Raw genomic sequence first — 25,062 nt, 5'->3', positions numbered from 1 at the left:
TCCGGTCGGGCGCGACGGCGCCAATCCGGTTGAAACCCAGCGCGTGGTTCTGGTCAAGCCGCGATTTCATCCGCCGCGCGGGCGGTGACGAACTCTCCATGCAGATGCGAGACGGCGCTGGCATGGATCGCCTCGGCGGGCATCGGCGCCGCGCCGCCCCAGGAACAATCGGCGCTGGTGTCATAGGCCGCGCAGGCGTCATGGGCCAGGACCACGCCAAAGCCGAGGTTGGCGGCCATCCGGCAGGTGGTCGAGACGCAATGCGGCGTGGTCAGCCCGCAGACCACCAGCCGTGTGACGCCGAGGCCGCGCAGATGGGCCTCCAGCGGGGTGCCGATGAAGGCCGAATTCACGGATTTCTCGATGATCGTCTCGCCGGGCAGGGGGGCGACCTCGGGTTTGAACGCCGCGCCCGGGCCGGGCCCCAGTGGGCTGCCCGGCGAAAGGCTGACATGGCGGATATGGACCAGCGGCGCCCCGGCCGCCCGCCAGCGCGCCAGCAGCCTGCCCGCCGCCGCCTCTGCGCCCGGGTTGTTGCGCGCGCCCCAGCGCGGATCGTCGAACCCGCGCTGGATGTCGATCAAGATCAGTGCGGCCTGGCTCACTTGTCCACCGGCGTGCGGTAGATCATCCGCCGCACAGACCCGGTTTTCGAGCGCATCAGAAGGGTTTCGGTCGTCACCCAGCCCGGTTCGCGCTTCAATCCGCGTACCAAGGAGCCGTCGGTGACCCCGGTGGCCGCGAAGATCACGTCCTTGGTGACCAGCTCGTCGCGGGTATAGATGCGGTTGAAATCCTCGATCCCGGCGCGCGCCGCACGGCCGCGTTCGTCATCGTTGCGAAACAGGAGCTTGCCGAAGATTTGCCCGCCCATGCATTTCAGCGCCGCCGCCGCCAGCACCCCCTCGGGCGCCCCGCCCGAGCCCATGTACATGTCGATCCCGGTCACTGCCGCCTCGGCGCAATGAATCACGCCGGCCACGTCGCCATCGGTGATCAGCCGGATCGCCGCGCCGGTGGTGCGGACCTCGGCGATCATCTCCTGATGCCGGGGACGTTCCAGGATGCACACGGTGATGTCCTGCGCGTCGCAACCCTTGGCTTTCGCCAGCGCCCGCACCCGTTCCGCCGGGGGCATGTCCAGACCGACGGTGCCCGGCGCATAGCCCGGCCCGATGGCAAGCTTTTCCATGTAGACATCGGGCGCGTGCAGCATCGAGCCCTGCGGTCCCATCGCGATCACCGTCAGCGCGTTGGGCATGTCCTTGGCGGTCAGCGTCGTGCCTTCCAGCGGGTCCAGCGCGATGTCCACCGCCGGGCCGTTGCCGGTGCCGACCTCTTCGCCGATGTACAGCATCGGGGCCTCGTCGCGTTCGCCCTCGCCGATGACCACTGTGCCGGCGATGTCAAGCTGGTTGAGCTGATCGCGCATCGCGTTCACCGCGGCCTGGTCGGCGGCCTTCTCGTCGCCGCGACCCACCAGGCGGGCCGAGGCCACGGCCGCCGCCTCGGACACCCGCGCGAGGCCCAGGGACAGCATGCGGTCGTTGAAGATATCGGGATCGGCCATGGCTTGGGTCCTTCGTGCGCAATTGGGTCGGTCCCGTCCTAGCCCGAGCACGGGCGGCGGGCAACGACGGTAACGCTAACGGAAATCTGCTACAGGCCCATGACGGGGCGGGGCGGCGGGTTGGCAAAGGGCGCGCGCGGGCAGGGGCGCAAGGGCGGCGCAGATCGGGCGCCACCCCGTTGCCAGAGCTTGCGCCCCGTGGCGGTCGGGGCTAGTTTGGTCGCAACTTGAGTTGGAGGGCGACGCGATGACGCCCGAGCGTCCCGAGGGGGAGGGCGCGTTCCCGGACTCGGATGAGCCGCACCTTGCGGTCGCTGGCCCCGACCCGGTCGAACGCCCCCGGCCCCTGCTATCGGATCCCGCGCTCTATGCCGCGCTGGATCTTGGCACGAACAGTTGCCGCATGCTGATCGCGCGTCCGCGCGGCAGCCAGTTCCACGTACTGGACAGCTTTTCCAAGACGGTGCAGCTTGGCATCGGGCTGGAGGCCTCGGGGCGGCTGTCGCGCGGCTCGATGGGGCGCACGGTGCAGGCGCTGCGAATCTGTCAGAAGAAGATCGAGAAGCACGGCGTCGTGCGGATGCGTCTGGTCGCGACCGAGGCCTGCCGCCGCGCCCGCAACGCGCGCGATTTCATCCGCACGGTGCAGCGCGAGACCGGGCTGACGTTGGAAATCATCGCCCCCGAGGAAGAGGCCCGCCTGGCCGTGGTGTCCTGCGCCCCCCTGGTCGGCCGGCGGACCGAGGAATTGCTGGTCGTGGACATCGGCGGCGGCTCGACCGAGCTGGTGTGGCTGGACCTGTCCGAGGTTCCGCCACACGAACATGCGCGCTCGATCATGCGGCTGCATGCGGGCTTTTCTCCGAAGGTGCAGGACGGGCCGGTGGCGCGGATGGTGGATTGGATTTCGGTGCCGCTGGGGGTGGCGACGCTGCGCGACCAGTTCATGGATGTCGAGGACGATTCGGCCCGCTTCGCGCTGATGAGCTGGTTCTTCGAGGAAAAGCTGGCCGATTTCAGCCCCTACAACGCCGAGACCAAGCGCGAGAATTTCCAGATCATCGGCACCTCGGGCACGGTGACGACGGTGGCGGCCTCGTTCCTGGGGCTGAAGCGCTATGATCGCAACAAGGTCGACGGGCTGCGCATGACCTCGGCCCAGATCGACAACGTGATCCGCGACTATCTGGCGCTTGGGCCGGAAGGCCGGCGGCGTGATCCGCGCATCGGGCGCGACCGCCACGCGCTGATCATGTCGGGGGCGGCGATCTTGCAGGCGCTGATGCGGGTCTGGCCGACCGATCGCCTTTCGGTCGCTGACCGCGGGCTGCGCGAGGGGCTGCTTTACGCGCAGATGTGCGCCGATGGCGTACTGGAGGAAGGCCCCTACTAGAGGCCCGCATCCGACGCCGCGCGGCGGTCGAAACGCGGAACGCCGCCCCAGGAAGGGCGGCGTTGGTGTCTTGGGCCGGTTCGCATGACCGGACCCGGCCTCGCGTGGACCGGCGCCGATCGCGGCCGGCGATCCGGGCTTATTTCTTCACCGGGGCTTTCGCCGTGTTGATGCCATTGGCCTTGTTGTTCTTCTGCACCTCCTCATAGGCGGCGGTGAAGCCCTTGAGCGAGATCGGCAACGTGATCGGCGCGTTCGGCGCGCTGGCGGCGACGATGGTCAAAGAACCCTTGGCACCCTTCTTGTAGCCGTCCAGATCCTGCTGGGTCAGCCCGATTCGCGAGAAACAGCCGACCGGGTTGCACAGCATGAACGGATAGCGCTTGGCGCCGCCACCGTCGATGGCGATGGTCACGTCCTGGGTCAGCAGGGTCTCAAGCGGGGTGACGATGGTCGCGCCGGCGACCGCCTGGCCGCCCGGCGGCAGCGGCACCATGCTGAATTCCGAGACCGGGTTGCCCTTCTCGTCGGTCAGCAGCTGATACAGCTCGCACGGGTCCTTGTTGTCCTTGGCGCGGAAGCAGCGCACCGTCCAGTCGCCCTGCTTGTCCTTCACATACATCTTGTTCTTCACGGACTTGCCCATTGAAAGCGCGCCGGAATCGGCCTTGGCGCCGGCGGCGTCCGGGGCAGGGGTCTTGTCGGCGCCGGTCGCGGGGGCGCCGGCGGCGTCGGAAGTGGCGGGCGCGGTCCCGGTCGCGGCGGGCGCGGCGGGGGTGGTTGCGGTCTGGGCCATCGCGGTCTGCGCGAAGGGCAGCGCCAGCACGAGGGTCAGGGCATGGGCGAATTTCGACATCTTGGCTCCCGTAAGGGTCGTTGGGTCGGCGGCGGGTGTATCATGCGGCACCGCCGATGTCAGGGGAGAATTCCCCGCGGATCGCGGCCGGACGCGCGGTTTCTCGCCAACGTGAGCGGCGCGCGGCGGACCGGGCGGTAGATGGGGCGGCAGATGGGGCGGCAAAGGGGGCTGCCGACGGCCCGGACGGGCGCGGCGCGGGCAGGGGAGCGGCCATAAGAAAAGGGCCCGCGAAGGGCCCTCTCCGGTATATTTTTTCTCCCCGTCGGACTGGCCGACTTTGTATTGCAGGCACGCTATTGCCTTGATCGGCGCGCGTCAACAGTGAAATGTCGTGATGAAGGTGGCTCTTTACAATGAAAGGTGCCGCACCGTTGGAAACGGTGCGGCCAGTCTAACAGGGAGGAAGTCATGACCGGTGCCGTAGCGTTCCGGTCGTGGCCAGATTGATCGAAAAGAGTTAAGAAGTCGTGACAGAGGCGGCGGTTTCGGGGAACAATTCGGGGGACAAGATGGGCGATGGAATTTTCGTGGGCGGCGGCGGCGCGGGCTATGAAGAGGCGCAGCGCTTGCTTCTGAAATTCGGCAACCGCCACGGCCTGATTGCAGGGGCGACCGGCACCGGCAAGTCGGTGACGCTGCAGATCCTGGCCGAGGGGCTGTCGGATGCGGGCGTGCCGGTGTTCATGGCCGACGTGAAGGGCGATCTGGCGGGGCTGGCGGTCGCGGGCTCGGACAGTTTCAAGCTGCATGATGCCTTCATGAAGCGCGCCGCCACCATCGGCTATGCCGATTACCATTACCGCGCGTTTCCGGTGACCTTCTGGGATCTTTACGGCGAACAGGGTCATCCGATCCGCACCACGGTGTCGGAAATGGGCCCGCTGATGCTGTCGCGGATGCTGGAATTGTCCGAGGCGCAGGAAGGCGCGATGAACATCGCCTTCCGGCTGTCGGACGAGGAACAGCTGCCGCTTCTGGACCTGAAGGATCTGCGCGCGCTTCTGGTCTTCATCGGCGAGAATGCCGACGAGATCGGGCTGCGCTACGGCAATGTCGAGAAATCCACCATCGGCGCGATCCAGCGCCGGCTTCTGGTGCTGGAAAACCAGGGCGCGGCGCAGCTGTTCGGCGAACCGGCGCTGGAGCTTTCGGACTTGATGCGCGTCGACGCGGATGGGCGCGGCCGGATCAACATCCTGGCCGCCGACAAGCTGATGGGGGCGCCGAAGCTTTACGCCACCTTCCTTTTGTGGCTGCTGTCGGAACTGTTCGAGGAACTGCCCGAGGTCGGCAACCCGGAAAAGCCGAAGCTGGTGTTCTTTTTTGATGAGGCGCATCTGCTCTTTGACGACGCGCCCAAGGCGCTGGTCGACAAGGTCGAGCAGGTGGCGCGGCTGATCCGGTCGAAGGGGGTGGGGGTCTATTTCATCACCCAGAACCCGGCCGACGTGCCCGAGGATATCCTGGGCCAGCTTGGCAACCGGGTGCAGCACGCGCTGCGCGCCTTTACCGCCAAGGACCGCAAGGAATTGCGCATGGCGGCGCAGAACTACCGCGACAACCCGCGTTTTTCCATCGAGGACGCGATCAAGGAGGTCGGCACCGGCGAGGCGGTGACCTCTTTCCTGGAAGACAAGGGCGTGCCCGGCGTGGCCGAGCGCACGCTGATCCGGCCGCCGGCCTCGCATCTGGGGCCGATCACGCCGGACCAGCGCGCGGCGGCGCTCGCGGCTTCGCCGGTGGCGGGGAAATACGACACGGCGATCGACCGCGACAGCGCTTTCGAGCGGCTGCAAAGGCGCGCCAAGGCGGCGGCGGAAGCGGCCGAGAAGGCCGCGGCCCCCGCAGGGGCGGAGGCGGCCGCGGACGAGGGCCTCACCTCGGCCCGGCGTTACGATCCGAAGGCCGCGTCAAGGCCCCGGCGCGCGGCCTCAAGCCGGTCGGACAGCGTGGCCACAGCCTTCGCCAAGAGCTTCGCGCGGCAATTGGGATCGCGGTCGGGTCGGGCGCTGGTGCGCGGGATCCTGGGGTCGCTGTTCAAGGCGCGCTAGGGGCGACGCGCTAGGGCCCCCGCCCGCCGGGGCCAGGCCGGATCGGGCGTGCGCGTCTAGCGGCGGGTCACCAGGACGAAGATCGCGATCGCGATCAGCGCGGCGGCGACGGCGCCGGCGATCTTCCACGCCGACCAGGGGCGTTCGCCCTGCACCCGCCCGGTCTGGCCGTTGACGACGAAGCGGTAGGTCTTGCCCTGGTATTTGTAGGCCGCCATCCAGATCGGCAGCAGCAGATGCTTGAAGGTCTCGTTCGAGGTCTCGGTGTTCATCGACTGGATCATCTGCTCGTCGCCGCCGATATCGTCGCGGACCGTGCCTTCGATCACCGGCTGCATCTTCTGGCGCGCGGTGGCGAAGCCGTCCTCCAGCCCGATCGTGTAGCCCTCGGCGCGAAAGCCGGCCAGGTAATCGGGGCTGTAGGGCATCAGCGCGCCCAGATCCCAGGGCTCCAACGCCTCGACATAACGCGCGGGCAGGCTGTTCGAGGCCATCACCAGCACGTCGTCGAAGCTGCGCGCCACCGTGCCCGAGGCCGGATACCAGGCGATGCGGCGCACCTGCTGCTGTTGTTGCTGCATCTGGCCGTTGACGTTCACGGTGACATATTGGGTTTCGTAATAGGCCTCGCCGCGCTGGCCGGTGTAATCGGTGCGGGTATCGGCATCGAAGGTCCAGTAGGGGACATAGATCCCGTTCAGCGCCCGGCCCTTGCGGGCGTAATCTTGCAAGCCACCCGGCGCGAACCACAGGCTGCCAAGCCAACGGTTCATCGCCGCGCGCGCGTCTTCTTGCGATAGTTTGAAGGGCACCACGGCCTGGGGTTTGATCTGTCGCGTGGCCCCGGTGTCGGTGACGATCGGCGTCGCGCAGAACGGGCATTCGGAGGCATGGGTGGCGGGATCGAATTCGAAGGTGGCGCCGCAGGAGGGGCAGGTGACGGTGCGGCGTTCCTCCATCGCGACGGCGGGCAGGGCGTTGGCGAGCGCCGCGTGCAGGTCGTGCTCGGTCAGCGCGGCCCTGGTGGCGTGGTGGCGCGCGCGGGTCGAGGGCACGCTGGCAAGCGATTGCGGCGGCGGTGGCGGTGTGCCGGGAAGGGCCGCGGGTTCCTCATATCCGCAATGGTCGCATCGCAGCATGCCTTCGCGCGGGGCGAAGCGCATTTCGGCGCCGCATTGGGGGCAGGGGTAATTGTGCTGGGTCTCGCTCATGCCGGGGCCGTGGGGGTTGCGCGGGGTTCATGTTGCGCGGGGGGATGCGGTGCGCCTGCGGCGCGCGGTCTTGCTGCGATGGGGGGCCGTCTGCCCCCCATACCCCCCGAGAGTATTTCCGCCAAGATGAAGAGGAGGGTCAGGCGGTTGGTGGCGGGGGTGGGGGCGGGGGCGCCACGGTGAAGAGCTGGGCCAGTTCGGGGATCTGGCCGGCCTTCTGCCAGCCGTCCTGGCCCGCGGTCCAGACCAGCGTGTCGCGGGTGAGGCCGCCCTCGGCCACCATCCGGCCCAGGTGGCCGCGACCGTAGGGGCCATGGGTTTGGCCGTTCTCGGCGATGTGCCAGACCTTTTCCACCGGTGGTGGCGGTGGTGGTGGCGGCGCGGCGGCCGCCGGTTGCGGCTGTTGGGGTACTGCGCCCCAGGGGCCCTGCTGGGCCATCTGGGCGGCCATGCCCATGCCCATGCCCGCGCCCAGCCCCGCGGCCATGGACGAGCCAGGGGTGGCGGCGGCGGCGGTCATCGCCTCGGCCGCCGAGAGCTGGGTGTATTTGTTCAGATCACCGACGATGCCGATCGAGGTGCGCTTGTCGAGCGCCCTCTCGACCTCTTCGGGGAGCGAGATGTTCTCGATGTAGAATTCGGGCAGTTCCAGCCCGTAGGCCGCGATCGTCGGGGCGATCGCGTTGGTCACCAGCTTGCCCAGATCGGCGGTGTTCGCCGCCATGTCGAGCACCGCCACGTTGGAGGAGGCCACCACCCGGCTGAATTCCTGCACGATGATGTTGCGGATCTGAAAGCTGATCTCGTCCGAGGTGAATTCGCCGTCGGTGCCGACGATTTCGGTCATGAACTTGGCGGGGTCCTTGATCCGCATCGAATAGGTGCCGTAGGCGCGCAGCCGCACCGGGCCGAATTCCGGATCGCGGCAGATGATCGGGTTCTTGGTGCCCCATTTCAGATCGTTGAACCGGGTGGTCGAAAGGAAATAGACCTCGGCCTTGAACGGCGACTGGAAGCCGTGGTCCCAATGCTGCAGCGTGGTCAGCACCGGCATGTTGTTGGTTTCCAGCATGTAGAGGCCGGGGGTGAAGACATCGGCCAGCTGGCCTTCGTTGATGAACACCGCCGACTGGCCCTCGCGCACCGTCAGCTTGGCGCCGTATTTGATCGCGTGGCCCTCGCGTTCGAAGCGCCAGACCATGGTGTCGCGGGTGTCGTCGCTCCAGGCGATGACGTCGATGAATTCGCCTTTGAGAAAGTCGAAGATGGCCATGCTCTCTGTCTCCTCGGGGTCAGGTCGGGCGGCGGCAAGTCTGGCCCGCCGCCCGGGACGATGCAATCCGTTCCGCGCCGGCGGTGGGGCGCGGGCTAGCGCGGCACCGAGGTGCCGGCGTTGTCGCCGGTGCCGTCGGCGCGGGACTTGGCGGCGGAGAGGGTGTCGCGCAGCTCGGATTCCATCTTGGTCAGCTCGGCCTCGGCGGCGGCGCGCTTGGCCTTGCCCGCATCGGCTATGGTCAGGCTTTCGTTGATCGTGGCGATCAGCGTGTCGTTGGCCTCCTTCACCTTCTCGATATCGAAGACCCCGCGCTCCATCTCGGTACGCACCACGCGGTTGGCCTCTTGCAGGTTCTTCGCGTTGGCGGTCAGCAATTCGTTGGTCAGATCGTTGGCCGCGCGCACCGATTCCGCGGCCTCGCGCGAGCGCTGGATCGTCACCGCCTGGGCCAGCTGGGTTTCCCATAGCGGCACGGTGTTGACGAGGGTCGAGTTGATCTTGGTCACCAGCGACTTGTCGTTTTCCTGCACCAGCCGGATCGAGGGCAGCGACTGCATCGTCACCTGGCGCGTCAGCTTCAGGTCGTGCACCCGGCGTTCCAGATCGTCGCGCGCGGCCCGCAGGTCGCGCAACTCCTGTGCCTTCAGCACCTGGTCGTCCTCGGGGGCGGCCTTCACCTCGGCCTCCTTGGCGGGGATCGTGGTGGCGTCCAGTTCCTGCAGCTTGGCCTCGCCCGCGGCGATGTAAAGCGCCAGTTCCTCGTAGAAGGTCAGGGTCTTTTCATAGAGAACGTCGAGCGACTTGATGTCGATCAGCAGCTTGTGCTGGTGCTGGTCCAGATCCTCGGTGACCTTGTCGATCTGGCCCTGGACCTCTTCGAAACGGGCGACGAACTGGCCGAAGGGGGCGGCGCGGCCAAGCAGCTTTTCCCACCAGCTGCGCTTGCGCCGCACGTCCAGTTCCGACACCGAAAAGCCGCGGATCGTGGTCACGATCTGGCGCAGGCTGTCGCCGGCGGGGCCCACATCCTTGTTCTTCACGCCGTTCAGCATGGATTGGCTGATGCTCTGCAATTCGCCCTGTGCGCCCGCGCCGAAGGAGATGATCGACTGCGTGTTGGTCATGTCGATCTCGTCCATGCGCTTGCGGATCTCGTCGGCCAGCGGCGCGGGGGCCTGTTGCAGCGGTACGACGGCCTCGGCGCTGGTCGGGTCCGGCAAGAGGGTGGCGGTCACTTTCTCGACCTCGGAAAGCGCGGCCTGGGCCTTGGCGCGAACTTCTTCCGTCATCTCGAATTCCCTTCCTGTTGATCGTGTTTCGGCGGGGGCCGGTCAGCCGGGGGCCACGCCCTCTTGTTTCAGGCGTTGGCGCAGCACGTCGATCTGGATGTCCAGATCGCTGCGGTCGTCTTGCAGAAGCTTGGCGGTCTGGGCGGTGAAATTGGCCTCTAGGTCATCAAGCAGCGCGACGTAATCGGCGCGCGCCGCGGGGTCGGGCTTGCGGGCGTAGAGATCGGCGAATTTCACCGTCGCGTCGCGCATTCCCATCAGATAGACGCCCAGATACTTGCGCGAGGCGCTCAGGTCGCGCGGATCGTCCTCGATGCTGCGGAACATCTTGCGCGCCGTGGCCAGGAAGTTGTCGACGCGCGCGGTCAGGGCGCGGTCGCCCGAGCGCTGGATCGCGTCGTGGATCGCGCCAAGGTATTTCTCGCCTTCGGCGACGGCGCGCGCGACGCGATCGGTCTGAAAGCGGTCCACGCCCTCCATGCCCTTGTCGTGCAAGGGGTCGGGCCCGAAGGCGCCGAAATGCAGGACCGCCCCCAGCAATCCGAAGACCACGGGCGCCACCAGCCCGCCCGGCGCCACCGCCCCGGCCAGCGCCAGGCCAAGCCCCATCGCGACCGATCCGAAGATCTTGCGCGGGATCGCCGGGCGGCGGGCGACGCGGCGGGCCTCATAGGCCTCTTGCGCGCGCAGCCCTTCCCGCGTGAGCCAGGCCGACAGCAGCATCAGACCCAGCGCGCCCAGATCCATGATCAGCCCCACGGGCCCTTGTCCGAAGGCCTTCACCGCCAGCAGGAGCGGCACGACGAACAGGAAATTCACCCGCGCCCCGGCCCGCGCCGGGCGCTTGCCGTGGAACGGGTTGGTATCGGTGGTGACGCCGGAGTCATCCCCGGGAGTTCCGCCGGGGCTATATTTGCCGCCATAACGCCGCGCCATCAGACGCCCCCCGCGAAAGCGGCATAGACGATCAACGCCAGCAGCAGGAAATACGACAATTTCTGCAATCCAGAACCTGACATGGCTGCTCGTCCGTCCCTTTCGCGCCCGAGGCCGACGCCCTTGCGGGCAATATAGGTGATGGCGCCCGACCATACCAGACGGAAGGGGGCAGACCGCCGGGGGGGCGCCTGGATCGCGCCTCCGGCCGGGAACTATTTCAAGCCTAAAATATACCTATGCAGGATGGGCAAGTTCTGGTTAGGCTGAAGACAGGGACGATTCAGCGGCAAGCCGAACGGACGCAGGGAGACGCGAGAATGACCCATGCAATGACCCCGGTCGTGGCCGGGTGGTCGGGCTTTCGTCCGCCAGGTCGCCCGCCACGTCGCCCGCCCGGTCGCGGGCCGGTCGCGGGCCGCGATGCGCGGGCCGTTCCGTCGTGCGGGGATGGCTGCCGTTCCCCGCGATCCGCGGGCGCCTGAACATCCTTCCCCCAGATCGACGCAAAGGAGGACAGCACATGGCCGAGATGACGCCGGGGATCGTGAAATCCCAGACCGGAATGGACCAGATCAGCTGGAACATCCTGGGGCAGACCTATGTGCCCAAGCAGGTGACGCCGGAATGCTTTTCGTGGCATGCGACGCTGCCGCCGGGCACGTTCGTGCCGCCCCATATCCACCCCGATCAGGACGAATACCTCTACATCCTGGAAGGAAGGTTCGAGTTCCTCCTGGATGGGCAGGAGGCGATCGGAGAGCCGGGCGATCTGGTGAAGCTGCCGCGCGGCATTCCGCACGGGATCTTCAACAAGTCCGATGCCACGATCAAGACGCTGTTCTGGGTCACCCCCACGGCGCGGCTTTACGATCTGTTCTGGGCGCTGCACAACCTGGGGCCCACCGCCGACCCGGCCGAGGTGGTCGCGGTCTCGGCCGCCCATGCGATCGATTTCCTGCCGCCTCCGCCCGAGGAGGACAGATGACCATTCTGATTGCGGGCGCGGGGATCGGCGGGCTGACCACGGCGCTGATGCTGCATGCGCGCGGCATCCGCGCGCAGGTGGTCGAACAGGCGCCGCAGATCCGCGAAATCGGCGTCGGCATCAACACGCTGCCGCATTCGATCGCCGAACTGGCCGAGCTTGGGCTTCTGAAAGAGCTGGACAAGATCGGTCTGCGCACCCGCGAGCTGCGCTACCTGACCCGCAACGGGCAAGAGGTCTGGCGCGAGTTGCGGGGCCTGCACGCGGGCCACGCCCATCCGCAATTCTCGATACATCGCGGCCGTTTGCAGATGGTTCTTTACAAAGCGGTTGAAGAACGCCTTGGCCCGGGCGCGGTGCTGACCGGCCACCGCCTGACCGGTTTCGTGCAGGACGAGGGCGGCGTGACCGCGCAGTTCACCGACACCAGCGACGGCTTGTCGTCGCGCACCCTGCGCGGCGAGGTGCTGATCTGCGCCGACGGTATCCACAGCGTCGGGCGGCGGCGCTTCTACCCCGATGAGGGCCGGCCCAGCTGGGCCGGCGTGGTGATGTGGCGCGGCGCCACCGACTGGCCGGTGTGGGAGGACGGCCAGACCATGGCAATCGCCGGGGGCCTTGGCGCTAAGCTGGTGCTCTACCCGATCGCGCCGGCGCGGGACGGGCGCCAACTGATGAACTGGGTGGTCAACGTGCGGATTGCCGACGGTGCCACCCAGCCCCCGCCCGAGGACAACTGGTCGCGCCGCGCGCCGCTGGCCAGGGTGTTGCCCTATGCGCGGCGTTTCACCGTGCCGGGCATGGATATCGAGGCGCTGGTGCGCGCCAGCGGCGAGATTTTCGAATATCCCATGGCCGACCGCGACCCGCTGCCGCGCTGGACCCATGGAAGGGTGACGCTGCTGGGCGACGCCGCGCATCCGATGTATCCGGTCGGCTCCAACGGCGCGGCGCAGGCGATCCTGGATGCGCGCAGCCTGGCCGACAACCTGGCCCGCGCCGAACACCCGCGCGAGGCGCTTTACCGCTATGAGCAGGAGCGCCTGCCGAAGACCGCCGAGGTGGTGCGCACCAACCGCGTCGGCGGCCCCGAGCGGGTGATCGACGAGGTCGAGAAAATCACCGTGAGACCGTTCAAGAACATCGACAAGGTGCTGAGCTACAAGAAGCGCGAGGCGATCGTGAAGGGCTATGCCCAGATGGCCGGTTTCGCGACGAAGAAGGAGGCAAAGCGGCGCAAGAAGGCTTGACAGAGCTTTAGGATATTACTGCAATACACGGATAATAAAAAATAAATAGCCATTAATGGCTGTCCAACAAGGAGAGACGGATGGAAACGAAACGCAAATTTCTGCTGGGCGGCGCGGCGATGGGTCTGGCGCTGGGGCTTGGCGCCGGCGCGCTGCAGGCCAAGGATCTGACCATCGGCATGGTGGTGACGCTGTCGGGCCCGCCCGCGGCGCTGGGAAAGCAGATCGTCGACGGCTTCAAGCTGGCGCTCGATCAGAAGGGCGGCATGTTGGGGGGCGAGAAGGTCAATCTCGTGATTCAGGACGATGAGCTGAAGCCCGATGTCGCGCGCCAGAAGGCCGAGGAGCTGGTCAAGCGCGATCATGCCGATTTCGTCGTGGGCACGGTGTTTTCCAACATGCTGATGGCGATCTTCAAGCCTGTGGTGACCTCGAAGACCTTCCTGATCAGCCCCAATGCGGGGCCGTCGACCTTCGCGGGCAAGAATTGCAACCCGTTCTTCTTCGCCACCTCCTATCAGAACGACCAGAACGCCCAGGTCGCCGGGATGATCGCCAATCAGGAGGGGTTCAAGAACGCCTTCGTGATGGTGCCGAACTACCAGGCCGGGCGCGACAACGTCGCGGGTTTCAAGAAGACCTACAAGGGCAAGATCACCGCCGAGGCCTTCACCCCCCTGGGGCACAAGGATTTCTCGCCGCAATTGGCGCGGATCGCGACCTCGAATTCCGACAGCCTGTTCACCTTCATGCCGGGCGGCATGGGCGTGGCGCTGGTCAAGCAGTTCACCGCCGCGGGGCTGAAGGACAAGGTCAAGTTCCTGTCGGTCTTCACCACGGATGAAACCACGTTGCCCGCGCAGAAGGATGACGCCCTGGGCGATCTGGCCGCCGGCAACTGGGCGCCCGACGCCAAGACCCCGGCCAGCGAAGCCTTCGTGGCGGCATTCGAGAAGAAATATGGCTATATCCCGGGCGGTTACGCGATGCAGGCCTATGACACCGCGATGCTGATCGACAGCGCGGTCGCCAAGGTCAAGGGCGATCTGAGCGACAAGAAGGCGGTGCAAAAGGCGCTGGAAGCGGCCGATTTCACCTCGTTGCGGGGCGGGTTCAAGTTCAACAACAACCATTACCCGATCCAGAACTTCTATCTGCTGAAGGTCGCGAAGAACGCCAAGGATCAGTACCACACCTCGATCGTGCGCGAGGTCGTCAAGGATTACGGCGACGCCTATCATCAGCAGTGCAAGATGAAGATGTAGGCCGGTCCCGCCCGCCCCGGCACGGCCCGGGGCGGGCGCACTGACGCAACCACGCGCGAGTTCGCCTTGTCCCTGACCTTGCTTTTGATCCAGTGCCTGAACGGCCTGCAATACGGCATGATGCTGTTTCTGATCGCCGCCGGGCTGACGCTTGTGTTCGGGGTGATGGGCTTCATCAACCTCGCCCACGGCGTGCAATACATGGTGGGCGCCTATCTGGCCTTCGCCTTCCTGCACCTGACCGGGAATTTCTGGCTTGCGGCGCTGTTGTCGATGATCACGGCGCTGGCCTTCGGCCTGCTGCTGGAACATGTCATCTTCCGGCACCTCTATGGCCGGGATCATCTTGACCAGGTCCTGGCGACATTCGGAATAATCATATTCCTCAATGAGTTGGCAAAGGTTCTTTTCGGCCCCGCAACCCTGTCGCTGCCGGTGCCCGAGCTGCTTTCGGGGTCGATCCCGCTGACGCCGGAGCTGCGCTATCCGGTCTACCGGCTGGCCACCATCGGCGCAGGTGTTCTGGTGGCGGGCTTGCTGTATCTGGCGGTCGGGCATACCCGCGTCGGCATGCTGATCCGCGCGGGCGCCACCACGCCGCAGATGGTCGCGGCGCTGGGGGTGAACATCCGGCGGCTGTTCATGGTGGTGTTCGGCGTCGGCGCGATGCTGGCGGGGTTCGCGGGCGTCATCGCGGCGCCGATCTTCGCGGTCGAGCCGGGCATGGGCGACAACATCCTGATCGTGGCCTTCGTGGTGATCATCATCGGCGGCATCGGCTCGATCCGGGGCGCCTTCCTGGCGGCGCTGATGGTCGGGCTGATCGACACGCTGGGGCGCACCCTGGCGACCCAGGCGACCGGGCTGGTCCTGCCGCCCTCTATGTCGGATCAGGTGGGGCCGGCGCTGGCCTCGATGCTGATCTATATCCTGATGGCGGCCATCCTGGTGTTCCGCCCGCAGGGCTTGCTGCCCGCCAAGGGGGCCGCATGATGGCGCGGGACCGGTCGCTGATCGTCGCGGGCGCGATCTTTGCGCTGCTGCTGGTGGCGCCCTACGGGCTGGGGCTGATCGGGCAGGGCTATCTGACCGGCCTGTTGATGCGGGCGATGCTGCTGGCGATCGCGGCGCTGTCGCTGGATCTGCTGGTCGGGCAGGGCGGCATGGTCAGCTTCGGCCATTCCGCCTTTGTCGGGCTTGGCGCCTATGCGCTGGCGATCGGGCTGCAGGCGGGGATCGACAGCCTGCTGCTGCTGACCCTGATCGCGCTGGCGGTGTCGGGCCTTTTCGCGCTGGTCACGGGGGCCTTGGCGCTGCGCACCTCGGGCGTCTATTTCCTGATGATCACGCTGGCCTTCGGGCAGATGACCTATTTCACCCTGACATCGCTTGCGGCCTATGGTGGCGACGACGGGCTGACGCTGTGGTCGCTGGCCACGCTGTTCGGATCGGACGTCGCGCAGAACGCGGGCCAGATCTATTTCGTCATCCTCGCGGTGATGGTGGCCACCTGGTGGCTGGTGCACCGCATCGGCCAGTCACGCTTCGGCCGGGTGCTGCGCGGCGCGCGCGACAATCCCGAACGGGCCGAGGTGATGGGCTTTTCCGTCTTCCGCTACCGCCTGACCGCCTATGTGATCGCCGGCATGATCGCCAGCCTGTCCGGCGTGCTGACCGCGCAGCAAAACGAATTCGTCAGCCCCGCGCTGGCCACCTGGCAGCATTCCGGCGACCTGCTGGTGATCCTGGTGATCGGCGGCCTGGGCAGCCGTAACGGCGCCATCCTGGGCGCCTTCTTCGTCGTCATCGTGCAGGATCTGCTGGGCGCGGTGACGCCGGATTGGCGGCTGATCTACGGCCCGCTGCTGGTGCTGGTGGTGCTGTTCGCCAAGGGCGGTCTGAACCGGCTTTTCGCCCCCGCACGACAGGGCCCGGCGGCATGAGCGTGCTTGAGATCCGCAATCTTTCCAAAAGCTTCGGCGCCGTTCAGGTAAGCCGCGACATCTCGCTGTCGGTGGCGGCGCGGCAATGCCATGCGCTGATCGGGCCGAACGGGGCGGGCAAGACGACGCTCATTCACCAGGTCTCGGGGGTGTTGCGCCCCGATGCCGGGCGGGTGCTGCTGGACGGGCGCGACATCACCGCCGATCCGATCTGGCGCCGGGCGCGGGCCGGGCTGGGGCGGACGTTCCAGATCACCTCGGTCCTGCCCAGTTTCTCGGTGCGCGAGAACGTGGCGCTGGCGGCGCAGGCCAAGGCCGGGTCCTCGATGCGCTTCTTCGCCCCCGCGGCGGCGGAGGCGGGGCTGAACCGCTGCGCCGACAGCGTGCTGGAGCGTATCCGCATGGCCGACCGCGCCGGGGTTCTGGCGGCCGATCTTTCGCATGGCGAGCGGCGATTGCTGGAGCTGGGCATCGCGCTGGCCGGGGCGCCGAAATTCCTGCTGCTCGATGAGCCGATGGCCGGCCTGGGCCGGGCCGAAAGCCTGCGCCTTGGCGATATCCTGGAAGAGCTGCGGCGCGAGATCCCGATGCTGCTGGTCGAACATGACATGGATGCGATCTTCCGGCTGGCCGACACGGTGTCGGTACTGGTCGAGGGCCGGGTGGTGGCGCGCGGCACGCCCGATCAGGTTCGCGCCGATCCCGCCGCCCGCGCCGCCTATCTGGGCGACGGCGGGTCCGGCGGCGCGGCGGGGGGCGCGGCATGAGCAATCTGGTCACAATCCGCGGCCTGCATGCGGGCTATGGCCGGGCCGAGGTGCTGTTCGGCGTCGATCTGGCGATCCCGCGCGGCCAGGTCAGCACGCTGATGGGCCGCAACGGCATGGGCAAGACGACGACGGTGCGCTGCCTGATGGGTCTGCTGGCGCCGCGCGCGGGCGCGATCGAGGTGAACGGCGCCGACCTGGCCGGCGCGCCGCCCTATCGCATCGCCCGGGCGGGGCTGGGGCTGGTGCCCGAGGGGCGGCTGATCTTTCCCTCGTTGACGGTCACCGAGAACCTGCGCGCCTGCGCCCGCCCGGCGCCCGGCGGCTGGACCGAGGCGCGCATTCTTGATGCCTTCCCGCGGCTGGCGCAACGGCGCCGCAACCTGGGCTTCCAGCTTTCGGGGGGTGAGCAACAGATGCTGGCGATCGGGCGGGCGCTGATGACCAACCCCACGCTTCTGATCCTCGACGAGGCGACCGAGGGGCTGGCGCCGCTGATCCGGGCCGAGATCTGGGCGATGCTGGGGCGGCTGAAGGCCGAGGGGCTGACGATCCTCTTGATCGACAAGAACATCGACGAACTGGCGCGGATCTCGGATTGCTACAACGTGATCGAGAAGGGCGGGATCGTCTGGCGCGGCGATGCGGCGGCTTTCAGGGAAAGCCGACCCGAGGTGGAAAAATATCTTCACCTGTAAGGTGTTGCGAGGCGCGGTCGATACATGAGCCCTTCAGCTAAACCCCCGACGCCCGCACCCGCCGCGGGCCCGCGCCCGGTTCAGCCCTCGCCTTCTGTCACCCGCCCGGCATGGGCGCTCAGCCGCTGGGCGCTGTGCTCGATATGCAGAAGCCGGCGGCGCAGCACGGTCAGCGGATCGGTTTCGCGCAGTTCGAACCAGCCGCGGCGGCGCAGGGTTTCGGGGGGCGGGCGTTGGCCGGGGGTGGCAAGGCTGTCCTCGACCCGCCGGGCGGCGTCGTCCAGAAGCGCCGAGGCATCGTCGCCCAGTTCCCCGGCCCGAGCGGTCACCATGCCGTGGACCGAGGCCAGATCCGACGCGAACAGGTAATCCGCCGCCAGCAGGTCGTTCAGCACGGCAAGGCGGCGATCGTCGTGATACGGCTCGCTCGACAGCCGGCGCACGGACATCGCCAGCCCGGTGAAGGCGTCGAGCGCGCGCTTGCGCGTCAGCCGATAGGCCTGATCGTCGGGGCGCGGGCACAGCGCCTGCGCGGCAAAGGCCCGGTCGGCGGCGATCAGCGCCGCAACCATCGGCCTGATGTCGTTCCATTCCCAGCTGGGCAGCACGCGGGCGAAGGCCATCGACAGCACCGCCCCGATCAGCGTGTCGACGATCCGGTCGATTACGAAGAAGTTTTGCGGTTCAAGCAGTTGCAGCAAGAGCAGCGCCATCAGCGAGGCCGCGAAGGAGGTGACGCGGTAATTGACCGTGGCATAGGCATGGGCGGTGCCGACGGCCAGGATGATCACCGCCACCAGCGCCGGCACCGGCAGTATCGGGATCAGCGCCGCCGCCGCCGCGCAACCCGCCAGCGTGCCGGCCAACCGGTCGTTGCGGCGCTGGCGAGTGATGGCGTAGCTGGCGCGCATGATCAGCGCGATCGTCAGCAGCACCCAGCCACCATGCACATAGGACGGAAAGGCCACCGTCACCGCATAGCCCGCCAGCATCGCCAGGGTCAGGCGGATGGTGTAGCGCATCACCGGCGAGGTGGCGCGCAGATGCCCGCGCGCGGTGGACCACAGCGGCGCGGGCGGTTGCACGAAGGCCGCAAGCGCCACCGGCGGCGGCTCGGGCGCGGGGGCGACGGTGGCGGCGGGGTCGGCGCGGGCGGCCAGGGCTTCGGCCAGGGCGCGGGTGCGGCGGGTGGCGCGGGCCAGCTTGGTGCGGGTGGGGGCCAGCGCGGTGGCGGCCTCGGCCCGGCCCGCCGCGCCCCCCAGGCCCGCAAGCGTCGCGTCCAGCGCCGCCAGCAGATCGGCATGGTCGAAATCGCGCGCCGCCGCCTCGGCGCCGCCGCCCGAGACCAGCGCCAGCGCCAGCGCCTCCAGATCCTCGGCCACCGCCGCGCTTAACGCGCCCAGCTGGGCCAGCGCCCCGGGATCGGCGACTTCGCGCAGCGCCTCCCAATCGGCATCGCTCGACAGGACCGCCTCGTACAGATCCAGAAGTGCGAGCATGGCGATGATCCAGCGCCGCCGCCGCCGGTTGGGCGCGCCGGTGAAGATCATGTCGCGCGCGGCCTGCAGGCGTTCCATCACCGCGCCGTGGCGCTCGATCACCTCGGCCAGGGCCGGGCGCATGGGGCGGCGGGGATCGTAAAGGCCCGCGCGGGCACGCAGATAGGCGGCGAAGGCCAGAAGCGTCTCGTTCAGCACCATGCGGCGGTTACGGTCGTCAAGCAGCAGCGCCGCGCCGGTGGCAAGCAGCGCATAGGCCGCCCCGCCGGCGAAGAACAGGCCGGCGTGGGTGAAGGCCTGGCCCGGGTCCTGCGCCGGGATCGCCATGCCGATGATCAGCGCCAGCACCCCGGAGATGCCGAAAACCAGCGCCCAGCGGCCGTAGGCGGTGGCAAAGGCAAAGCCCAGGCTGGTCAGCGTCACCACCCCGGCCATGGCCAGCAGGTGCCCCCCCGCCAGGCCCGAAAGCAGCGAGATCAGCGAGCTGGACAGAAGCGCTGCCAGGAAGGTGCGCAGCTTGCGCGGCAACGGCCCCGGCTGGTCGGTGATGCTGATGCAGGTGGCGCCGATCGCGGCGAAGACGGCCGCACCGAAGCCCAGCATGGCGCCCGCCGACAGCGCCACGATGGCCAGGATCGTCGAGACCGAGGCGCCGCTTTCGATATGGTGGCGCAGGATCAGCCGCGCGGCGCGCGCGGGCAATCCTGGGAAGGGCGGGCCGGGGAGGGGCGGGGTCTGTGCGGCCGGGGCGGCGGACATGTCGGTTCCGGGCGGGCTTTGCTGGGGCGCTCCCGGCGGGCCGGGCTGCGCGGGCGGTTCTGGCGCCGGGCCCCGCGGCTGGGCGGGACTGGCGGATCGAGCAGGTCGCGCGGCGCGGGAAAGGCGCCGCGATGTCAGGTCCTCCTCAGGTCTTCGGGGCGGTCTTGCGTTCGGGCCGGCGGCGGTTGGTGCCGCGCGGCTTGGCCTTGGCGGTGCCGGTGGGCGCGGGCTTGTCATGGTCCAGGCCGAGTTGGTCGCGCAGAACCTTCGCGCGCACCTCCTCGACCGCGCCGGGGGCCAGATCGCCCAGCCGGAACGGCCCGTAGGAGACCCGGATCAGCCGGTTCACCGCCAGGCCCACGGCCTCCATCGCGCGGCGGATCTCGCGGTTGCGGCCTTCACGCAGGCCCACGGTCAGCCAGGCGTTCGCGCCCTGCTGGCGATCCAGCGTGACCGACATCGGCTGAAACCGCTCGCCCTCGATCACGACGCCCCTGCGCAGCGGCTCCAGCATCGCGTCGTCGGGGGTGCCGTTCACCCGCACCCGGTACTTGCGCAGCCAGCCGGTTGCGGGCAGCTCCAGCCGGCGCTTGATCTCGCCGTCATTGGTCAGCAGCAGAAGGCCTTCGGAATTGATATCGAGCCGGCCCACCGACATGACGCGGGGCATGTCATCGGGCAGGGCGTCGAACACCGTGCGGCGACCCTTTTCGTCGCGGGCAGTGGTCACCAGGCCCAGCGGCTTGTGATAAAGCCACAGCCGCGCGGGTTCGGGCGCCGCCAGCGGCTTGCCGTCCACCACGATCCGGTCCGAACCCGTCACGTTCAGCGCCGGGCTGTCGATCACCTTGCCGTTGACCGCGACCCGCCCCTCGGCCACCAGCGCCTCGGCGCCGCGGCGCGAGGCCACACCGGCACGGGCGATCACCTTGGCGATGCGCTCGCCTTCGGGTGCCGTCTTGGGCCCCGACTTGGGCCCCAACCTGGACCCCGTTGTGGGCGCCGGTCTAGGGCCGGGCCTCTTGCCGGCGGTGGGATTGGATTCGGGCGTGTCGGTGGTCATGCTGTCTTCTAGCGCCGATGCGGCCCGGGCGAAAGCGGCTTGCGCGGGGGCGCGGGCCGGGGCAGGAAGGCGGCATGAGCCGATTTACCAGCCACATGGATCTGGCCCTGACCGAGGCCCGCACCGCGGCCGCCCGCGGCGAGGTGCCGGTGGGCGCGGTGGTGGTGACCCCGGGCGGGGAAGTCGTGGCGCGGGCCGGCAATCGCACCCGCGAACTGGCCGATCCCACCGCCCATGCCGAGATCCTGGCGCTGCGCGCGGCCTGCGCGGCGGCCGGGTCGGAACGCTTGCCGGGTCATGTGCTCTATGTCACGCTCGAACCCTGTCCGATGTGTGCGGCGGCGATTTCCCAGGCGCGCATCGCGCGGTTGTATTATGGTGCCGCGGATCCGAAATCTGGCGGGGTGGCGCAGGGGCCGCGGGTCTTCGCCCATCCGCAGAGCCATCATGTGCCCGAGGTCTATGACGGGATCGGGGCCGATGCGGCGGCGGAATTGCTGCGCGGGTTCTTCGCCGGGCGGCGGGACGGGTAGGCTGGGGGCGCTGCCCCCAGACCCCCGGAGTATTTGGACCAAGATGAAGGTAAAGAGCATGCGTGAGATCGACATTCCGCCGCTGTGGCTGGCGATCTTCCTGGCGCTGGCCTGGGCGCTGGCGCTGATGATACCATGGCATCCTTTCGGGGTCGTCGGGCAGGGGCTGGGGGGGGCGGTGGTTCTGGCGGGGCTTGGGCTGATGGGGCTTGCGCTGGCGCAGATGTTGCTGGGGCGCACCACTTTCATTCCGCGCCGCGACCCCAGCGCGCTGGTCACCGGGGGCGTGTTCCGCCTGTCGCGCAACCCGATCTATCTGGGCGATGCGATGGTGCTGACGGGGGCGGCGCTGTGGCTGGACGCGCCGCTGGCGCTGCTGTTGGTGCCGCTGTTCATGGCGTTCATCGCCCGGCGCTACATCCGCGACGAAGAGGCACGGCTGGAGGCGCAATTCGGCGCCGCCTATCATGAATGGGCCGCGCGGGTGCGGCGCTGGCTTTGACGGGGCGAGATTTTCGTGTCTACTTGCGAAATATTGTTGCGCAGTGCTAAAGCTGCGCCGATACATTCGTGCGAACGAATGGGACTTTCGGATCGGGGAGAGCGCGGTTGAAGATCGGGGCACCAAGGGAGATCGTTGCCGGCGAGGCACGGGTGGCGATGACGCCGGATTCGGCGCGGCAATTGCAGAAGCTGGGCTATGAATGCGTGATCGAGACCGGCGCCGGCGCGGCGGCGGGGTTCGAGGACGCGGCCTATGAGGCGGCGGGCGTGGCGATCGTCAAGACCGCGCCCGCGCTGTGGAAAGAGGCCGATGTGGTCATCAAGGTGCGCGGCCCCGAGCCGGTGGAGGTGAAGCGCCTGAAGAAGGGCCAGACGCTGATTTCCTTCTTCTGGCCGGCGCAGAACCCCGATCTGCTGGAGGCCTGCAAGGCCCGCGGCGCCAATGTCATCGCCATGGACATGGTGCCGCGCATCAGCCGCGCCCAGAAGATGGACGCGCTGTCGTCGATGGCCAATATCGCGGGCTACCGCGCCGTGGTGGAGGCCGCGAACAATTTCGGCCGCTTCTTCACCGGCCAGGTGACGGCGGCGGGCAAGGTGCCGCCGGCCAAGGTGCTGGTGGTGGGCGCCGGCGTCGCGGGGCTGGCGGCGATCGGCACCTCGACCAGCCTGGGCGCGATCACCTATGCCTTCGACGTGCGCCCCGAGGTGGCCGAGCAGATCGAATCGATGGGGGCGGAATTCGTGTTCCTCGATTTCGAGGAGAAGGCCCAGGACGGCGCCGCCACGGGCGGCTATGCCGCGCCGTCGAGCCCCGAGTTCCGCGAAAAGCAGCTGGAGAAGTTCCGCGAACTGGCGCCCGAGATGGACATCGTCATCACCACGGCGCTGATCCCGGGCCGCGACGCGCCGAAGCTGTGGCTGCGCGACATGGTCGAGGCGATGAAGCCGGGATCGGTCGTGGTGGACCTTGCCGCCGAGAAGGGCGGCAATTGCGACCTGACCGTGCCCGACCAGAAGGTGGTCAGCGACAATGGCGTGATCATCGTCGGCTACACTGATTTCCCCAGCCGCATGGCGACCCAGGCCTCGACGCTTTATGGCAACAACATCCGCCACATGATGGCGGATCTGACGCCGGGCAAGGATGGCCAGGTCGTCCACAACATGGAAGACGACGTGATCCGCGGCGCCACCGTGACGCACGGGGGCGAGATCACCTTCCCGCCGCCGCCGCCCAAGGTGAAGGCCATCGCGGCGCAAAAGCCGAAGGAGAAGCCCAGGGAACTGACGCCCGAGGAACGCCGCGCGCAGGAACTGGCCGCCTTCAAGGAGCAGACCCGCAGGCAGGTCACGCTGATCGGCATCGGCGCGGTGCTGCTGCTGGGCGTCGGGCTGGTGGCGCCGCCAAGCTTCATGCAGCACTTCATCGTCTTCGTGCTGTCGTGCTTCATCGGCTTCCAGGTGATCTGGGGGGTTGCGCACAGCCTGCACACGCCGCTGATGGCGGTGACCAACGCGATCTCGTCGATCGTCATCCTCGGCGCGCTGTTGCAGATCGGCTCGGGCTCGGCGGTGGTGACGCTGCTGGCGGCGATCGCGATCTTCATGGCCGGGATCAACATCTTCGGCGGCTTCCTGGTGACGCGCCGGATGCTTGCCATGTTCCAGAAATCGTAAGGGGGCGGGTCTGATGGAAACAGGTTTCTCCACCGCCGCCTATGTCGTGGCCGCGGTTCTGTTCATCTTGTCGCTGGGGGGGCTGTCGGGCCAGGAAAGTGCCAAGCGCGCGGTCTGGTACGGCATGGTGGGCATGGCCCTGGCCGTGCTGGCCACGCTGTTCGGCCCCGGATCGGGGCTGTGGTTCCCGTCGCTGGTGCTGATCGCCGGCGGCGGGGTGATCGGCTGGTATGTCGCGAACAAGGTCCAGATGACCGAGATGCCGCAATTGGTGGCGGCGATGCATTCGCTGGTCGGCCTGGCGGCGGTTTTCGTTGGCTATAACGCCTATCTCGACCTGCTGCATGTGCAGGGGATCGGGCCCGAGGCGCGCCAGGCGCTGACCGGTTTCGCCGCGATCGTGGCGCACAAGTCGCCGGTCGAGCAATCCATCATGCGGGTCGAGCTGTTCCTGGGCGTGTTCATCGGCGCGGTGACCTTCACCGGCTCGGTCGTGGCCTTCGGAAAGCTGGCGGGCAAGGTCAATTCCAAGGCTAATAAGCTGCCCGGCGGGCATATGCTGAACGCCGGCGCGGCGGCGCTGTCGGTGCTGCTCTTGCTGCTGTTCATGAACGGCGCCGGCGGCTGGGCACTGGTGCTGATGACGGCGCTGGCCTTCTTCATCGGCTATCACCTGATCATGGGCATCGGCGGCGCCGACATGCCGGTGGTGGTGTCGATGCTGAACTCCTACTCCGGCTGGGCCGCGGCGGCGATCGGCTTCAGCCTGGGCAACGATCTGCTGATCGTCACCGGCGCGCTGGTGGGGTCCTCCGGCGCGATCCTCAGCTACATCATGTGCCGCGCGATGAACCGCAGCTTCATCAGCGTGATCCTGGGCGGTTTCGGCAACACCACCGGTCCCGCGCAGGAGATCGAGGGCGAGCAGGTCGCGATCGAGGCCGATGCGGTGGCCAACGCCCTGAAAGAGGCCGACACGGTGATCATCGTGCCGGGCTACGGCATGGCGGTGGCCCAGGCGCAGCAGGCAGTCAGCGAGCTGACGCGCAAGCTGCGCGGCCAGGGCAAGACGGTGCGCTTCGCCATCCATCCGGTCGCCGGGCGACTGCCGGGGCATATGAACGTGCTGCTGGCCGAGGCCCGCGTGCCCTATGATATCGTGCTTGAGATGGACGAGATCAACGAGGATTTCCCTGACACCGATGTGGTGATCGTGATCGGCTCGAATGACATCGTCAATCCTGCTGCGCAAGAGGATCCGAACTCGCCGATCGCCGGGATGCCGGTGCTGGAAGTGTGGCGCGCCAAGCAAGTCTTCGTGTCGAAACGCGGCCAGGGCACCGGCTATTCAGGCATCGAGAACCCGCTGTTTTACAAAGAGAACACGCGGATGTTCTATGGTGACGCGAAGGACAGCGTAAGCAAGCTGATCGGCCATCTGGACTGATCTGCGCTGCGCGCCGGGCGGATCGCCCGGCGCGGGGCCTGTCGAACCCACGCCATTGCCGCCCAGGGTGACCGCGCCGGC

At 67.8% G+C, this 25,062-nt stretch carries 22 protein-coding genes; 13 read left to right on the top strand and 9 right to left on the bottom strand.

All coding sequences use genetic code 11. The features are described 5' to 3' along the window. Positions 1–53: 53 nt before the first annotated feature. Together BLV97_RS05725 and glpX are read right to left on the bottom strand one after the other, a co-directional pair. Positions 54–605, bottom strand: coding sequence for a cysteine hydrolase family protein (locus BLV97_RS05725; protein ID WP_035843447.1), 552 nt, complete (start codon positions 603–605; stop codon positions 54–56). Beyond that, positions 602–1,570: a class II fructose-bisphosphatase gene (gene glpX / locus BLV97_RS05720; RefSeq protein WP_035843450.1), complete on the bottom strand. Its 969-nt coding sequence runs from the start codon at positions 1,568–1,570 to the stop codon at positions 602–604. The genes BLV97_RS05725 and glpX overlap by 4 nt, the downstream gene beginning before the upstream one ends. A 247-nt stretch (positions 1,571–1,817) precedes the next feature. On the opposite strand from glpX, the gene BLV97_RS05715 reads away from it, so the two are divergent. After that, on the top strand, positions 1,818–2,963 hold the full coding sequence (locus BLV97_RS05715; protein WP_035843454.1) for a Ppx/GppA phosphatase family protein: 1,146 nt from the start codon (positions 1,818–1,820) through the stop codon (positions 2,961–2,963). Between the two features lie 139 nt (positions 2,964–3,102). On the opposite strand, the gene BLV97_RS05710 is transcribed toward BLV97_RS05715, so the two are convergent. Then, complete coding sequence (locus tag BLV97_RS05710; RefSeq protein ID WP_051646111.1) at positions 3,103–3,819, bottom strand: invasion associated locus B family protein; 717 nt, start codon at positions 3,817–3,819, stop codon at positions 3,103–3,105. A 512-nt stretch (positions 3,820–4,331) separates the two neighbouring features. Between BLV97_RS05710 and BLV97_RS05705 the strand changes: the two genes are divergently transcribed. Continuing rightward, the gene (locus BLV97_RS05705) at positions 4,332–5,873 is read left to right on the top strand and encodes a helicase HerA-like domain-containing protein (protein WP_035843539.1); all 1,542 of its coding nucleotides are present in this window, start codon (positions 4,332–4,334) and stop codon (positions 5,871–5,873) included. A gap of 56 nt (positions 5,874–5,929) precedes the next feature. On the opposite strand, the gene BLV97_RS05700 is transcribed toward BLV97_RS05705, so the two are convergent. The 4 genes from BLV97_RS05700 to BLV97_RS05685 all read right to left on the bottom strand — a co-directional run bounded on the left by BLV97_RS05700 (position 5,930) and on the right by BLV97_RS05685 (position 10,585). Then, on the bottom strand, positions 5,930–7,084 hold the full coding sequence (locus BLV97_RS05700) for a TFIIB-type zinc ribbon-containing protein (protein WP_035843455.1): 1,155 nt from the start codon (positions 7,082–7,084) through the stop codon (positions 5,930–5,932). Positions 7,085–7,223: 139 nt separating this feature from the next. After that, positions 7,224–8,357 carry an SPFH domain-containing protein gene (locus BLV97_RS05695; protein WP_035843458.1) on the bottom strand — a complete coding sequence of 378 codons (1,134 nt, stop codon included), beginning with the start codon at positions 8,355–8,357 and terminating at the stop codon, positions 7,224–7,226. Positions 8,358–8,452: 95 nt separating this feature from the next. Further along, complete coding sequence (locus BLV97_RS05690) at positions 8,453–9,649, bottom strand: toxic anion resistance protein (protein ID WP_035843463.1); 1,197 nt, start codon at positions 9,647–9,649, stop codon at positions 8,453–8,455. 42 nt (positions 9,650–9,691) lie between these two features. Then, positions 9,692–10,585, bottom strand: a complete 894-nt coding sequence (locus tag BLV97_RS05685) for a 5-bromo-4-chloroindolyl phosphate hydrolysis family protein (RefSeq protein ID WP_035843465.1) — start codon at positions 10,583–10,585, stop codon at positions 9,692–9,694. Between the two features lie 523 nt (positions 10,586–11,108). Here BLV97_RS05685 and BLV97_RS05680 point away from each other — a divergent pair. The 7 genes from BLV97_RS05680 to BLV97_RS05650 all read left to right on the top strand — a co-directional run bounded on the left by BLV97_RS05680 (position 11,109) and on the right by BLV97_RS05650 (position 17,496). Next, positions 11,109–11,573 (top strand): cupin domain-containing protein, encoded by a 465-nt coding sequence (locus BLV97_RS05680; RefSeq protein ID WP_035843468.1) that lies wholly within the window; start codon positions 11,109–11,111, stop codon positions 11,571–11,573. Continuing rightward, on the top strand, positions 11,570–12,823 hold the full coding sequence (locus BLV97_RS05675; protein ID WP_035843470.1) for a flavin-dependent oxidoreductase: 1,254 nt from the start codon (positions 11,570–11,572) through the stop codon (positions 12,821–12,823). Before BLV97_RS05680 ends, BLV97_RS05675 begins: the two co-directional genes overlap by 4 nt. A gap of 80 nt (positions 12,824–12,903) precedes the next feature. Next, a complete protein-coding gene (locus tag BLV97_RS05670) occupies positions 12,904–14,088 on the top strand; it encodes an ABC transporter substrate-binding protein (protein WP_035843472.1) in 1,185 nt (394 codons plus the stop codon). Positions 14,089–14,154: 66 nt separating this feature from the next. Further along, positions 14,155–15,081 (top strand): branched-chain amino acid ABC transporter permease, encoded by a 927-nt coding sequence (locus tag BLV97_RS05665; protein ID WP_035843475.1) that lies wholly within the window; start codon positions 14,155–14,157, stop codon positions 15,079–15,081. Next, on the top strand, positions 15,078–16,031 hold the full coding sequence (locus BLV97_RS05660) for a branched-chain amino acid ABC transporter permease (RefSeq protein ID WP_244520970.1): 954 nt from the start codon (positions 15,078–15,080) through the stop codon (positions 16,029–16,031). The genes BLV97_RS05665 and BLV97_RS05660 overlap by 4 nt, the downstream gene beginning before the upstream one ends. Next, positions 16,028–16,798, top strand: a complete 771-nt coding sequence (locus tag BLV97_RS05655) for an ABC transporter ATP-binding protein (RefSeq protein WP_035843476.1) — start codon at positions 16,028–16,030, stop codon at positions 16,796–16,798. The genes BLV97_RS05660 and BLV97_RS05655 overlap by 4 nt, the downstream gene beginning before the upstream one ends. Beyond that, on the top strand, positions 16,795–17,496 hold the full coding sequence (locus BLV97_RS05650; RefSeq protein ID WP_081825085.1) for an ABC transporter ATP-binding protein: 702 nt from the start codon (positions 16,795–16,797) through the stop codon (positions 17,494–17,496). The genes BLV97_RS05655 and BLV97_RS05650 overlap by 4 nt, the downstream gene beginning before the upstream one ends. Positions 17,497–17,576: 80 nt before the next feature. On the opposite strand, the gene BLV97_RS05645 is transcribed toward BLV97_RS05650, so the two are convergent. Next, positions 17,577–19,754 (bottom strand): FUSC family protein, encoded by a 2,178-nt coding sequence (locus tag BLV97_RS05645; protein ID WP_035843479.1) that lies wholly within the window; start codon positions 19,752–19,754, stop codon positions 17,577–17,579. Between the two features lie 145 nt (positions 19,755–19,899). Beyond that, positions 19,900–20,817, bottom strand: coding sequence for a pseudouridine synthase (locus BLV97_RS05640; RefSeq protein ID WP_081825086.1), 918 nt, complete (start codon positions 20,815–20,817; stop codon positions 19,900–19,902). Between the two features lie 74 nt (positions 20,818–20,891). Between BLV97_RS05640 and BLV97_RS05635 the strand changes: the two genes are divergently transcribed. The 4 genes from BLV97_RS05635 (at position 20,892) to BLV97_RS05620 (ending at position 24,981) form a co-directional block, all read left to right on the top strand. After that, entirely contained in the window at positions 20,892–21,350 is a 459-nt protein-coding gene (locus tag BLV97_RS05635; protein ID WP_035843484.1) for a nucleoside deaminase, read from the top strand. A gap of 58 nt (positions 21,351–21,408) precedes the next feature. After that, positions 21,409–21,852: a methyltransferase family protein gene (locus tag BLV97_RS05630; RefSeq protein WP_035843485.1), complete on the top strand. Its 444-nt coding sequence runs from the start codon at positions 21,409–21,411 to the stop codon at positions 21,850–21,852. Between the two features lie 107 nt (positions 21,853–21,959). Next, positions 21,960–23,534, top strand: a complete 1,575-nt coding sequence (locus BLV97_RS05625) for a Re/Si-specific NAD(P)(+) transhydrogenase subunit alpha (RefSeq protein WP_035843488.1) — start codon at positions 21,960–21,962, stop codon at positions 23,532–23,534. A gap of 13 nt (positions 23,535–23,547) precedes the next feature. Beyond that, the gene (locus BLV97_RS05620) at positions 23,548–24,981 is read left to right on the top strand and encodes an NAD(P)(+) transhydrogenase (Re/Si-specific) subunit beta (protein WP_035843490.1); all 1,434 of its coding nucleotides are present in this window, start codon (positions 23,548–23,550) and stop codon (positions 24,979–24,981) included. The last annotated feature ends 81 nt before the right edge of the window (positions 24,982–25,062 follow it).

The organism is Allgaiera indica (assembly GCF_900106675.1).
GTDB classification, from domain to species: domain Bacteria; phylum Pseudomonadota; class Alphaproteobacteria; order Rhodobacterales; family Rhodobacteraceae; genus Acidimangrovimonas; species Acidimangrovimonas indica.
Note: the sequence above shows the minus strand (reverse complement) of the source record. Positions and strands in the feature narration are given on the sequence as shown.